Source organism: Polyangium jinanense (genome assembly GCF_028435265.1).
Classification (GTDB): Bacteria; Myxococcota_A; Polyangia; order Polyangiales; family Polyangiaceae; genus Polyangium; species Polyangium jinanense.
The window spans coordinates 403,263-415,508 of the sequence record NZ_JAGTJK010000004.1; the positions used below are offsets into that span (position 1 = coordinate 403,263).

Sequence of the window (12,246 nt, forward strand, 5' to 3'; positions counted from 1 at the left end):
ATCCGCTCCCGACTCGTGCCATGCTCGCGTCCGTCCTCGGCGCCGCGAACTTTCCGAATGATCCACACGATCCGCTACGGTAGGCTCTTCGACGATTTCGTTCCCGGGGCGATCTACGCCCATCCCTGGGAAGTGACGGTCGACGAGGGCATGCTCGCCTTCTTCGCCGCCTCGTTCCAGGACGCGAACCCGACCTACGCGAGCCGGCGCGCCGCGCGGGAGCTCGGCCTTCGCGACAGGCCCGTCCACCCGCTCTTGCTCCTGAACCTCGGCCTGTCGTTCAGCGTGCACGACGTGAGCGAGCAGGCGATCGCCCACCTCGCATACATGGACGTGCGCTTCCCGAACGCGTGTTACCCGGGCGATACCGTGGTCGCCGCGTCGCGGGTCATCGGCACGCGTCCCGTCTCGACCGGCGACAAGGGCGTGGTGCACGTGCGCACCGAAGTCTCGAACCAGGACGGCGAGGTCGTTTGCTCGTTCGAACGCAAAGTGCTCGTGCGTGTGGGCAACGTCTCGGGGCGGGCCGCGGCCTTGCCGCAAAGCCCGGTCGACGAGCGCCCCGCCGCGCCCATGCCCCGCGCGCCGGCCTCGCTCCTCGGGGACCTCTCGCCCCCGCGCCGCGCCGCGTTTCCCACGTTCTGGGACGATTTCGAGGTCGGCGACGTCTACGCGCACGAGGCCGGGCGCACCGTGAGCGAGGCCGAGCACATGCAGCTCACGACGCTCTTCCGGAACTCGCATCCGATGCACGTCGACGAACGGTATTGCCAGAAGAGCTCGTTCGCGAAGACGCGTGTCGTCTTCGGCGGCCTCGTGCTCGCCTGGGTGCTCTCGCTGTCGAGCCGCGACACCGCGGGCAACGCCGTCTGGGACCTCGGGCTCGACGACGGCGCGCATCCGAGCGGCGTGCTCGCCGGCGACACGCTTTATGCCGCGTCGTCGGTCGTCGCCAAGGAAGAGCGCGGCAAAGATGCTGGGATCGTGGTCCTGCGTGTGATCGGGCTCAAGAACACGCCGGCGCGGGTCCTGCTCGAAAGGGGGGCGGACCTGTTCACGCCCGAGCTCGGCAAGACGGCCGGCCGTGTGCCCGAGAAGGCCGTCGAGATCACCCGCACGCTCCTCGTGCGGCGTCGCACGTGAATTGCATTCATCCCACCGGTCCGGAGAGCAACATGATCAAGATCAAGCGCATCGATCACGTCGCCATCGCCGTCGACAACATTGATCACGCGCTCGTGAAGTGGCAACAGGCGCTCGGCCTCGAGCCCGGCGTGCGGGAGCTCGTCTCCTCGCAGAAGACCGAAGTCGTGCTCCTGCCCGTGGGCGAAAGCAACGTCGAGCTGATCGAGCCCAAGGGCAACGAGGGGCTGCAGAAGTTCCTCGAGAAAAAAGGCCCCGGCCTGCACCACATCGCCGTGGAGGTCGAAGGCATCGAAGCTGCGCTCGCGCTCCTGAAATCGCTCCACGTCCCGCTCATCGACGAGACCCCGCGTGTCGGCGCGCGGGGCCACAAGGTGGCGTTCCTGCACCCGCGCGCGACGGGCGGCGTGCTCGTCGAGCTCGTCGAGCCCGAACCGTCGCATGGATGAGCGAACGATGACGATCACGCCGATCCAGCTCAAGGATGCGCTCCGCGGCGAGGGCGAGCGCGAGGTCCGCACCGTCCTTTCCGACGAGCGCCGCAAGCTCGTGCTCATCGCGCTGCGCGAGGGCGCGGTGCTCGCGGCGCACCACGCGATCCACCCGATCACCATCCATTGCCTCGAAGGCCAGGGCGAGCTCCGCGTGGGCGAGGAGGTCGTCCCGATGTCGCCGGGCGTCGTCGTGCCGCTCGACGCCCACGTCGTGCACGAGGTCGAGGGCAAACCCGCGCTCGTGCTGCTCGTGACGATGTTCCGCGACAAGAAGTGACAGGCGCGGTTCGTCGGGCCGATCGCATTGCCCGGACGAACCACGTTTGTCCCTTGCTACGATTGTCTCTGCTACTCGCGCCCCTCGGCGGCAGACACGGCGGCGACGACCTCGGAAAAATCCCACTTGTCGGTCGCCGCGTCCGCGCTGCTCGGCGGCGGCGGGAACACGCTCTTTCGGGTGACGGCGGCGATGAGCTGCCCGAGCGTGACCTCGGCCTCGCGCGGGCTGCCCGCGACCCCGAGCTTCGCGCCCACGTCCTTCGCCACCATGTCGAATGCCTCGGGGTCGAAGTCGTAGAGCTCGGCGTCCACGAGCAGCACGAGCGGCCGATACTTCGCCGAGTCGCTGCGCAGATCGAGCAGGTTCGACTCCCGGAGGGCCACGCCGGAGGGCCCGAGCACCACGCCCGCCCGCGAAAAGGTGTCGGGGGGCAGGCCCACGGCGAGGACCAGCGGGGCATGGAAGCTCACGGGGGTCGGGCGATCGAGGGCCATGGCTCCCCGCAATAGCAGAATCCGATCGGCTTTGGAACGCGGCCGCTCGTTCCCGTCCACCCATGAGCTCTTGACGCTCGGGGCCACCTCGGCGAATTGCGCTGTATGCGCGCCATCGCCGTTTCCACGCCGGGCGGTCGGGAGGCTCTCTCCCTCGCCGAGTTCGACACTCCCACACCGGGCCCCGGTCAGGCCCTCGTTCGCGTCGAAGCCGCGGGCGTGAACTACATCGACGTCTATCAGCGCACCGGTCTCTACAAGATGGCCCTGCCTGGGCGCCTCGGCCTCGAAGGCGCCGGCGTGGTCGAGGCGGTGGGCCCCGAGGTCACGTCGATCGCGCCCGGCCAGCGCGTCGCCTGGGCCTCCGTGCCCGGCTCGTACGCGAGCCACGTGATCGCGTCCGTCGACAAGCTCGTCGTCGTGCCCGAGGGCGTCGATACGAAGACGGCCGCGGCCGTGATGCTGCAAGGCATGACCGCGCATTACCTCGCCACCTCGACGTACCCGCTCGGCCCGGGCGATACGTGCATCGTGCACGCGGCCGCGGGCGGCGTGGGCCTGCTTCTGTGCCAGCTCGCCGATCACGCGGGCGCATTCGTGTTCGGCACGGTCTCGACGGCCGAGAAGGCGGCCCTCGCGCGCGCGGCGGGCGCCGACGAGGTGATCCTTTACCGCGAGGTCGATTTCGCCGCCGAGGCCCGGCGCCACACGGACGGCGCGGGCGTCGATGTCGTGTACGACTCCGTCGGGAAAGACACCTTCGATCGCAGCCTCGGGGCCCTCAAGCGCCGCGGCATGCTCGTGCTGTACGGTCAATCGAGCGGCCCCGTCGCGCCCTTGGATCCGCAGCGCCTCTCGGCGGCGGGCTCGGTCTTCCTGACGCGACCGGGCCTCGCCGACTACACGGCCACGCGCGAGGAACTCGCCGCCCGCGCCGCGCAGCTCTTCGCGCGGATCGCCGAGGGCGCGCTTTCCGTCCGCATCCACGCCGAGCTCCCGCTCGCGGACGCCGCCGAGGCCCACCGCCGCCTCGAAGGCCGGGAGACGACGGGCAAGCTCCTCCTGATCCCGTAGCGCCTCGCCGCACCCATTCTCCGGCTGTCGTGGTAAAGCGGGAGCATGTCGACCCGCCAATCTGGTCCCCGTCCCGTCCGCGCGCCCCGCGGTTCCACCCTTTCTTGCAAGGGCTGGGTGCAGGAGGCCGCGCTGCGCATGCTCCACAACAACCTCGACGCCGAGGTCGCCGAGCGGCCGGACGATCTCGTCGTCTACGGCGGCACGGGCAAGGCCGCGCGTTCGTGGGAGGCGTTCGACGTCATCGTCCGCGAGCTCCAGGATCTCGCGGACGATGAAACCTTGCTCGTGCAGTCGGGCAAGGCCGTGGGCCGGTTCCGCACGCACCCGGACGCGCCGCGCGTGCTCATCGCGAACAGTAACCTCGTCGGTCGCTGGGCGAACTGGGACGAGTTCCGCAAGCTCGAGCAGCTCGGCCTCACGATGTACGGCCAGATGACGGCGGGCTCGTGGATCTACATCGGCACGCAGGGCATTTTGCAGGGCACGTACGAGACGTTCGTCGCGGCACGCAAGGCGCACGAGGCGCGTTCGGGCCGCCCGGGCGGGCGCTGGGTGCTCACGGCGGGGCTCGGCGGCATGGGCGGCGCGCAGCCGCTCGCCGCGACGATGGCCGGCATGTCCTGCCTCGCGGTCGAGATCGATCCGCACCGCATCGAGCGCCGCCTGGAGACGCGTTACGTCGATCAGCGCATCGACGACCTCGGAAAGGCGCTCGCCGCGATCGAGGCGGCCGTCGAGAAGAACCAGCCCACCTCGATCGCGATCTGCGGGAACGCGGCCGACATCTTCCCCGAGCTCGTGCGGCGTGGCGTGGTGCCGGACCTCGTCACCGAGCAGACGGCCGCGCACGATCCGCTCATCGGTTACATCCCCGAGGGCCTCTCGCTCGCGGAGGCGGCCGCGCTCCGGGCCTCGAACCCGAAGGAGTACGTGACGCGGGCGAAGCGCTCCATGCGGCTCGAAGTCGAGGCCATGCTGGAAATGGCGCAATGCGGTTCGGAGGTCTTCGACTACGGCAACAACATCCGGACGTGTGCGCAGGAGGCCGGTTGCGAGCGCGCCTTTGACATCCCGGGCTTCGTGCCGGCGTACATCCGCGAGCTCTTTTGCCAGGGCAAGGGCCCGTTCCGCTGGGTCGCGCTCTCGGGCGATCCGGAGGACATCCTCGCCACGGACCGCGCGGTGCTCGAAGCCGTGCCGAACGACCCGGACCTCGCGCGGTGGATCAAGCTCGCCGGGGAGCGCGTGAAGTTCCAGGGGTTGCCCGCGCGCATCTGCTGGCTCGGGTATGGCGATCGCGCGAAGGTCGGCCTCGTGTTCAACGAGCTGGTTCGTCAGGGCAAAGTGAAAGCGCCGATCGTGATCGGCCGTGACCACCTCGATTGCGGGTCGGTGGCGAGCCCGTTCCGCGAGACGGAGGCCATGAAGGACGGCTCGGACGCGATTGCGGACTGGGCGATTTTGAACGCGCTCGCGAACACGGCGGGCGGCGCGTCCTGGGTGAGCTTCCATCACGGCGGCGGCGTGGGCATCGGCAATTCGTTGCACGCGGGGATGGTCATCGTCGCGGATGGAACGGACGCGGCGGCGCGGCGGCTCGAACGGGTCTTGACGATCGATCCGGGCATGGGCGTGATTCGCCACGCGGATGCGGGATACGAGACGGCTGTGCACGTCGCCGAGGAAAAGGGCGTCCGGGTGCCGCACCGGATGAAAGGCTAGGTCGTCGTGAGGGTGGGGGGGCATGACATCGACGTAGAAACGCCGGATCTCCTGATCCTTCGCATCCGCCGTGAGATCTTCCCCGCGGATGCGGAGGCCTTCGGCGCGGCCATGAAGGCGCAGACCCGGGGCGGGACCGCCTTCATTCTCAGCCTCATCGAGGGCGAGATCGCGATGAGCGCGACGAGCCGGAAGGCGTTCATCGAGGCGATGCGCGGCATCCCTCGCCTCGTCAACGCCGTGGTTGGCGCGAGTTTCGGCTCCCGCGTGCTCGCGCAGCTCGTCGCGACCGCTGCGCGCGTGCTCGCGCGGACCGGGTTCGACCTTGCATTTTTCGACGACGAGCCGAGCGCCCGGGCGTGGCTGCGCGCCCAGGGGTGCGTCGCGTGCGGGGCGCCATCCGGACCTGACAGATCCTCCGGTTTGTCGTAATCTCCGCCCGGAACGGAGCCCCGAGGTACCGCACGACGAAGGGATCGCGGGTGAGCTCGTCGTGTGGATGCATCGATGGCGCGACCGCACCCTGACGCTCCTCTGGTCACGACGGTTTCTGACGAGCTGATCGAAGGGCTGCGGCTCCTCGGGGCGCAATTCGCGTTCGGCGTGGCCGGCGGCGCGCTGGTTCCTTTTTACGGCGCGCTGATGCGGTCATCGCTCGAGGTCGTCCATTGCCGTCACGAGAGCGGCGCGGTGTATGCGGCGATCGAGGCCTCCCTTTTGACCGACGCGCCGGCGATTGCGTTCACGACGACCGGCCCGGGGCTCACGAATGCGATCACCGGCGTGGTCACGGCCCGCTGGGAAGGGGCGAAGATCCTGCTCGTGTCGGGCGCGACGGGCGGCGAGCTCCGGGGGCGTTTTGCCTTGCAGGAGAGCAATACGCAGACGTTGCCGGGCGACCTTTACACGCCTTCCACGCTCTTCGATCATGCCGTCGCGCTCGAGCACGAGGCCGAGTTGCCGCGCGTGATGCGGACCCTCGCGCGTGGATTTGCGCGCCGGCGTGGGTTCGTCGCCCATGTCGCCATGCCCCTTGCTTTGCAGGCCAAACAAGCTCCGCGCGTGCCGCTCACCGTCCCCGCCGCGGATGTCGCGGCGAACGAGGCGATCGTGACGCGGGTGCTGGAATGCTTGCGCGAGCCCTTTGCCTTGTGGGTCGGTCATGGAGCGCGTCATGCCGCCGCCGAGGTGCGGGAGCTCGTCGCGCGCACCGGCGCGCCGGTGATCTCCACGCCGCGCGGCAAGGGGATCGTCTCCGAGGAGGACGCGCATTACCTCGGGGTCAGCGGCGCGGTTGGCAGCGATCCCGATCTCGTGGAGCGCCTGAAGGCGAGCCACGTCCATCGCACGCTGGTGCTCGGATCCCGGCTCAGCGAGTTCAGCACGGCTTTTCTGGAAGGATTGATTCCCCCGCGCGGATTGATTCACATCGACCTCGATCCCGACGTGCCGGGCAGCGCATTTCCCCAGGCCGATACACTCGCCGTGCAGGCGGAGATTGGGGGATTTTTGCGCGCGCTACTCGCTCGCATCGACGCCCGCCCGCGCAGGGTTTTTCCTGTGCCTCGATCCAGACCGCCACGCCTCGATCCACGCGAGACGCCCGCGCGGGTTCGCCCGCAATATCTCATGCAATGCTTGCAAGATCGGGTGATCGAAGGCTCGCCCGGCGTGCTCCTGGCCGAGGCGGGCAATGCGTTTGCCTGGACCACCCGATATCTGCGTTTCGCATCGCCGCATCGATATCGCCAGTCCGGCCTGTTCTGCCCGATGGGACACATCAGCGCCGGGGCTATCGGCGCGGCGCTCGCGACGCGAAAGCGGGCCGTCGCGGTGGTCGGCGACGGCGCCTTCCTCATGCAGAACGAAATCAACACGGCCGCGAAGCTCGGCGCCGAGGTGACCTGGATCGTGCTCAACGACGCGCGGTACGGCATGGTCGATCAAGGCCTCCGCGCGCTCGGCCATGCAAGGCCGGAGGTCGATTTCCCCGAGGTCGACTTCGCCCTGCTTGCCCGTTCCCTCGGCGCCGAGGGCGTCCGCGTGCGGGACGAGACGCAAGCTTTCGAAGCGCTCGATATGGCGATGCGGGCCCGCGGCCCGTTCGTGCTCGACGTGCCCATCGACCTCGACGAACCGGCGCCCTTCGGCGACCGCCTGCGCAGCATCGACCACCAGACGCAAGGAATCTCCTCCAAATGACGAACCCTTCCGGCACGATCACCGCCCTCGGCGTCGCATTTCCCCGGCAGATCCGGACGAACGACTGGTGGGAGGAGCATTATCCGGCGCTGATCACGAACGCTCGCGAGGCCACCCTGGCCAAGGTCTGGGCCGATTTCGAGGACACGCAGCCGAGCCATTACGATCGCGCGATCGCTCGATACCTCGCCGATCCATTCCGCGGCACGGTCGAGCGCCGGGTCATGCCCGCGGACATGCGCGCGCAGGACCTCGAACGCGCGGCCGCACGTGCGGCCCTGGAAGCCGGCGCGATCGATCCCGCGAGCGTCGATCTCCTTCTGGTTCACGCCCTGCGGCCCGATAGCCACGTGGTCGGCGACGCCGCGTACGTGGTCCGCGACCTCGGGCTGCGGGCCCCCGCCATCAGCTTCGAGACCGCTTGCTCGTCGGCGCTCGTCGGGTTTCACCTGGCCAGCGATCTGATTCGTGCCGGCCGTTATCGCCGGATCCTCGTCATCGTCTGCTGCACGTACACCCGCGACGTCGACCAGGCCGACTCGTTTTCCTGGTTTCTCGGCGACGGCGCCGCGGCCTTCGTGGTCGAGCCGGCCCCGGCCGGCATGGGCGTGCTCGGGGCGCATACCGTGCCCACGACCGAGACCTGCGGCGCATTCGCGTACGAGTTGACGATCCTCGGCGGCGCCCCGGCGCTGCAAATTCAGGCGAACAAGCACATCGCCGGCAAGAGCATTCGCGACGCGTCCGAGAGCTACCTCCGCACCTGTGTCGACGGCGCGCTCCGCGAGGCGAAGCTCGAATTGAAGGACGTGGATTTCCTGATCTGCAACACGCCCACGGCCTGGTATGCGGAGTTCTGCGCCACCGCCCTCGGGCTCGGCATGGATCGCACCGTCGATACCTATCCGCGTTATGCGAATTGCGGCCCGACGCTCTGGCCGAACAATTTGCACACGGCGCTCGCGGAGAAGCGGATCCGGCCCGGGGACGTCGTGCTCGGGTTTTCCGTGGGCAGCGTCAGCACGGCCTCGGCCGTGGTGTTCCGGATCGGGGAGGTCGGGCTCCGGAGCGTCGAGTTATGAGCGCCGCCCTTCTACGTGCATTCGCACGCCGGGGCTCGGGCACAGCGCGATTCCCTCGCGCCGCCACGCGGGCTCGCGCGTCTCGTCGAGCCCGAGGCGATATTCGCGCAGGATCGTCCCGAGGATGATCGCGCTCTCGACTTTGGAGAGGCTCGCGCCGATGCAACGATGACTGCCTCCGCCAAACGGGAGGTACACGAAGGGGCTCGGCCGCGAGCCGTTCGAAAAACGCGCTGGATCGAAGCGCGAAGGCTCCGGCCACAGGTCCTCGCGGTGGTGGATCGTGCTGATCGCAGGGGAAACGAGCACCCCCGCGGGCACGCGAAGCGGCCCGAGATCGAGCGGCTCGACGAGCATCCGGAAGCACTGGCCCGCCGGCGGCCTGATCCGCATCACCTCGTCGATGATCGCGTCGAGCAAGGGCGCGCGCAGGAGCCCCTCCGTCTCGGCGATCGCGTCGATCTCGGCCTGCGCGCGCGCGAGGAGCGCGGGATCCCGATGCAGATAGTAGAGCGCCCACGCGAGCACCGACGACGTCGTCTCGTGGCCTCCGACGAGCAACGTGCGTAGCTCGTCGCGGATCGCCTCGTCGCCCGCTTGGCCTTCCGGATACGCCGCGAGCAAGAGCGCGAGGAGACTTCCATCCTGCTCGCCGCGCGCTCGTCCCTCGGCGATCCGGGCGTACAGCAGCCGGTCGAAGGCCCGCGAGGCCGCCATGAAGCGACCGAAGCGCGTGCGGCCGAAGCCCTCGATTTGCAGCGCCCGCGCCACGAGGAAGCTCGGCCGCACGTGAACCATCATGTCGAGCGTCGCGCGGCGCAGCGCGGGCTCTTTCGGATCGTCGGGCCCGAACAGGATCTGCGAGATGCTCGCGAGCGTCACCTCCCGCATGCGTTCGAGCGCGACGAAGGTTTGTCCCTTTGCGAGCCCTGTGAACGCGCCGCGCGTCGCATCCGCGATCGCCCCGAGCCACGCCGGCAGCGCGGCCCGACAGAGCGGACCGAGCAAGAGCTTGCGCTCGGCCTGGTGCTCCGGCCCCGACAGGAGCAGGAGCGATCGCCGCCCGAGGATCACGTCGAAGCTCTCGGGCGCCACGGCCCCGAACACGCCCACGTCGCGCACCGCGAAGATCGCCTTCACGAGCGCCGGATCACTCGTGACGACCGTGGTCGCCGACCAATCCCGCAGCGTGAAGGTATCGCCGTACCGATCACGCCAGCGCGAAAGCGCCGTGACCGGATCGGTGATGTAGCTCCAAGTATTCCACGTGCGTGAACCGGGGCCGGGGGGCAGCATAGGGCTCTCGTGGGCGTAGACGGGCAAGGGCGAGAAAAGGTCGGCGAGCCTCTCGTCCTTACGGCGCGCGCCCCGTCGCGCAACCCGAGGCTGCGGTATGCGCACATCGACACCTGACAGATCGCCTCGTCCGTCGTAACCTCGCCGCCGACATGACCTTGGTCCGTTCGTTTGCGGCGCTCGCGCCCCTCGCGCTCCTCCTCACCGCCTGCCCCGGCACCTCGCCGGTCACCGGCCCGAAGGACAAGGCCGGCCCTTCCACGTCGGCCTCCGCGTCCGTCGAGGCGCCCGGCCCCACGCTCGACCCGCCCCCGCCCACGCCCAAAAAGGCCGTGTTCAAGGAATATCACGGCGAGAGCGTTGCCGACGATTACCAGTGGCTCGAGGACGGCACGAGCACCGATGTCAAGAGCTGGGTCGGCGACCACAACCGGCGGACGCGGGCCTTCCTGGACATCCTGCCGGGCCGTCAGGCGCTCTACACGAGCGTGCGCAAGTTCGTCGAATACGGCTCGCCCGCGTTTTACGCGCTCCAGCACAAGGGCAACGTCCTCTTCTCGATGCGCTGGCGGCCGCCGAAGCAGCAGCCGTTCCTGGTCACGCTCACGCCCGTCGACAAGCCGAACGCCGAGAAGGTCCTCGTCGACCCGACCACGATCGACCCCTCGGGCAATACCTCGATCGATTATTACGTCGCCTCGCCCGACGGCGGGAAGATCGCGGTCTCGCTGTCGAAGGGCGGCAGCGAAGGCGGCTCGATCCGCGTCTTCGACGTGGGCTCGGGCCGCGAGATCGCCGAGGTCGTCCCGCAGGGCGCCGGCCGATACAAGGGCAAGAGCATTGCCTGGAATGCCGGCGGCACCGGATTTTTCTACACGCGTTATCCCGCCGAGGGCGAGGGCAAACCCGAGGACCGAGGGTTTTACCAGAAGGTCTATTTCCACAAGCTCTACACGCCGGTGAAGGACGACGCGCCGGCCATCGACAAACTGCCGCGCCTCGCGCAGATCGACCTCGAGACGAGCGGCGACGGCAAATTCGTCACGGCGCAAATCGAGAGCGGCTACGGCGGGCCGAAAGAGCACCACGTCTTCCGCCAGGGCGGGGGTTTTACCAAGGTCGCGGACGCGGTCGACGAGGTCGAGCGCATGGTCGCGGGGCCTGACGGCGACCTCTACATCATCTCGAAGAAGGACGCGCCGCGCGGCAAGCTCCTGCGCACCTCGGCGTGGAAGCCCCAGCTCGCGAAGGCCACGGTCGTCGTGCCCGAGGGCGAGTCGGTGCTCCGCGACGTGCTGCCCACGCTGCAGCGGATCTACGTGCGCTCGAGCGCAGGCGGGCCCACCGAGATGCGCTGGTTCGACATCAAAGGAAAGCCGGGCGGCGTCGTGCCGATCCTGCCCGTCTCCGGGGTGCACGAGGTCGTCTTGCTGCAGGACGACGACCTCTACTTCGAGAACGAGAGTTTTACCGAGGCCTCGGCCTGGTATCGCTTCCGCGCGTCGAGCGGCAAGGTCGAGAAGACCGCGATGGCTCAGCCCGCGACGGCCGATTTCAGCGACGCGACCGTGGTGCGCGAGACGTGCACGTCGAAGGACGGCACGAAGATCCCGCTCAGCATCCTGCGCAGGAAGGACGCGAAGTTCGACGGGCAGAACCCCACGATCCTCACGGGCCAGGGCGGCTTCGGCGTGGTCGTCGCGCCGGACTACGACCCCACGCGGCGCGCCTGGCTCGACGTCGGCGGCATCGTCGCGGTGGCGAACCTGCGCGGCGGCGGCGAGGGCGGCGACGGCTGGCACAAGGCCGGCATGCTCACGCAGAAGCAGACCGTGTTCGACGATTTCTTCGCCTGCGCCGAGCGATTGTTCGAGCTCAAAGTGACGAAGAGCGACAAGCTCGCCCTCCTCGGCGCCCCGCAGGCGCCGCTGCTCATGGGCGCGGCGCTCACGCAGCGGCCCGACATGTTCCGCGCCGTCGTCGCGCGCGGCGGCATCTACGACATGCTCCGGCTCGAAGGCACCCCGAACGGCGCCTACGACGTCCCCGAGTACGGCTCGATCGCCGACGAGAAGCAGTTCAAGGCGCTCTACGGCTACTCGCCGTACCACCGCGTCGAGGACGGCAAGCCCTACCCGGCGACGCTCCTGCTCACCGGTGAAAACGACCCGCGCGGCGATCCTTCACACGCCCGCAAGATGGCCGCACGCCTGCTCGCGGCGACGGGCGCCAAGGCGCCGATCCTCCTGCGTTCGAGCGGCGACACGGGTCGCGGCGTCGGTACACCGCTCGACCACGCGGTGCTCGAGGCCGTGGACGTCTACACATTTCTATTTCACGTGCTCGGCATCAAGAAGCCGTGATGGGGGTTTGGGGCACAGGGCGCCGTCAGGCGACCCGAAGCCCCAAGCGTTGATCGTGGTGCGGATCGGCTGCGAATCCATCTTCGCGCCACG

Annotated in this window: 11 protein-coding genes; 9 read left to right on the plus strand and 2 right to left on the minus strand. The window is 68.9% G+C overall.

Annotation, left to right across the window (positions count from 1 at the left end; translation table 11 throughout):
* Positions 1 to 57 precede the first annotated feature (57 nt).
* The 3 genes from KEG38_RS12520 to KEG38_RS12530 are packed head-to-tail and all read left to right on the plus strand — an operon-like array spanning position 58 to position 1,914.
* The gene (locus KEG38_RS12520) at positions 58 to 1,143 is read left to right on the plus strand and encodes a MaoC family dehydratase (protein ID WP_272419624.1); all 1,086 of its coding nucleotides are present in this window, start codon (positions 58 to 60) and stop codon (positions 1,141 to 1,143) included.
* Between the two features lie 32 nt (positions 1,144 to 1,175).
* Complete coding sequence (gene mce / locus KEG38_RS12525) at positions 1,176 to 1,592, plus strand: methylmalonyl-CoA epimerase (protein WP_272419625.1); 417 nt, start codon at positions 1,176 to 1,178, stop codon at positions 1,590 to 1,592.
* A gap of 7 nt (positions 1,593 to 1,599) precedes the next feature.
* Entirely contained in the window at positions 1,600 to 1,914 is a 315-nt protein-coding gene (locus KEG38_RS12530) for a cupin domain-containing protein (RefSeq protein WP_272419626.1), read from the plus strand.
* Positions 1,915 to 1,985: 71 nt separating this feature from the next.
* On the opposite strand, the gene KEG38_RS12535 is transcribed toward KEG38_RS12530, so the two are convergent.
* Complete coding sequence (locus tag KEG38_RS12535) at positions 1,986 to 2,411, minus strand: hypothetical protein (RefSeq protein ID WP_272419627.1); 426 nt, start codon at positions 2,409 to 2,411, stop codon at positions 1,986 to 1,988.
* 105 nt (positions 2,412 to 2,516) lie between these two features.
* On the opposite strand from KEG38_RS12535, the gene KEG38_RS12540 reads away from it, so the two are divergent.
* The 5 genes from KEG38_RS12540 (at position 2,517) to KEG38_RS12560 (ending at position 8,494) form a co-directional block, all read left to right on the plus strand.
* Positions 2,517 to 3,485, plus strand: a complete 969-nt coding sequence (locus KEG38_RS12540; RefSeq protein ID WP_272419628.1) for a quinone oxidoreductase family protein — start codon at positions 2,517 to 2,519, stop codon at positions 3,483 to 3,485.
* Positions 3,486 to 3,530: 45 nt separating this feature from the next.
* The gene (gene hutU, locus KEG38_RS12545) at positions 3,531 to 5,210 is read left to right on the plus strand and encodes a urocanate hydratase (RefSeq protein ID WP_272419629.1); all 1,680 of its coding nucleotides are present in this window, start codon (positions 3,531 to 3,533) and stop codon (positions 5,208 to 5,210) included.
* A gap of 12 nt (positions 5,211 to 5,222) precedes the next feature.
* Complete coding sequence (locus KEG38_RS12550) at positions 5,223 to 5,642, plus strand: hypothetical protein (RefSeq protein ID WP_272419630.1); 420 nt, start codon at positions 5,223 to 5,225, stop codon at positions 5,640 to 5,642.
* Between the two features lie 75 nt (positions 5,643 to 5,717).
* A complete protein-coding gene (locus KEG38_RS12555; protein ID WP_272419631.1) occupies positions 5,718 to 7,412 on the plus strand; it encodes a thiamine pyrophosphate-dependent enzyme in 1,695 nt (564 codons plus the stop codon).
* Positions 7,409 to 8,494, plus strand: coding sequence for a 3-oxoacyl-ACP synthase III family protein (locus KEG38_RS12560; RefSeq protein WP_272419633.1), 1,086 nt, complete (start codon positions 7,409 to 7,411; stop codon positions 8,492 to 8,494). The genes KEG38_RS12555 and KEG38_RS12560 overlap by 4 nt, the downstream gene beginning before the upstream one ends.
* Here KEG38_RS12560 and KEG38_RS12565 read toward each other — a convergent pair.
* Complete coding sequence (locus KEG38_RS12565; protein ID WP_272419634.1) at positions 8,489 to 9,790, minus strand: cytochrome P450; 1,302 nt, start codon at positions 9,788 to 9,790, stop codon at positions 8,489 to 8,491. The two genes, KEG38_RS12560 and KEG38_RS12565, sit on opposite strands and share 6 nt — an antisense overlap.
* A 152-nt stretch (positions 9,791 to 9,942) precedes the next feature.
* Between KEG38_RS12565 and KEG38_RS12570 the strand changes: the two genes are divergently transcribed.
* Positions 9,943 to 12,153 (plus strand): prolyl oligopeptidase family serine peptidase, encoded by a 2,211-nt coding sequence (locus KEG38_RS12570; RefSeq protein ID WP_272419636.1) that lies wholly within the window; start codon positions 9,943 to 9,945, stop codon positions 12,151 to 12,153.
* Positions 12,154 to 12,246 lie beyond the last annotated feature (93 nt).

Coding starts and splice junctions, on each gene's coding strand:
- KEG38_RS12520 (WP_272419624.1), top strand. CDS start 58: ATGATCCACACGATCCGCTACGGTAGGCTCTTCGACGATTTCGTTCCC.
- mce (WP_272419625.1), top strand. CDS start 1,176: ATGATCAAGATCAAGCGCATCGATCACGTCGCCATCGCCGTCGACAAC.
- KEG38_RS12530 (WP_272419626.1), top strand. CDS start 1,600: ATGACGATCACGCCGATCCAGCTCAAGGATGCGCTCCGCGGCGAGGGC.
- KEG38_RS12535 (WP_272419627.1), bottom strand. CDS start 2,411: ATGGCCCTCGATCGCCCGACCCCCGTGAGCTTCCATGCCCCGCTGGTC.
- KEG38_RS12540 (WP_272419628.1), top strand. CDS start 2,517: ATGCGCGCCATCGCCGTTTCCACGCCGGGCGGTCGGGAGGCTCTCTCC.
- hutU (WP_272419629.1), top strand. CDS start 3,531: ATGTCGACCCGCCAATCTGGTCCCCGTCCCGTCCGCGCGCCCCGCGGT.
- KEG38_RS12555 (WP_272419631.1), top strand. CDS start 5,718: ATGGCGCGACCGCACCCTGACGCTCCTCTGGTCACGACGGTTTCTGAC.
- KEG38_RS12560 (WP_272419633.1), top strand. CDS start 7,409: ATGACGAACCCTTCCGGCACGATCACCGCCCTCGGCGTCGCATTTCCC.
- KEG38_RS12565 (WP_272419634.1), bottom strand. CDS start 9,790: ATGCTGCCCCCCGGCCCCGGTTCACGCACGTGGAATACTTGGAGCTAC.
- KEG38_RS12570 (WP_272419636.1), top strand. CDS start 9,943: ATGACCTTGGTCCGTTCGTTTGCGGCGCTCGCGCCCCTCGCGCTCCTC.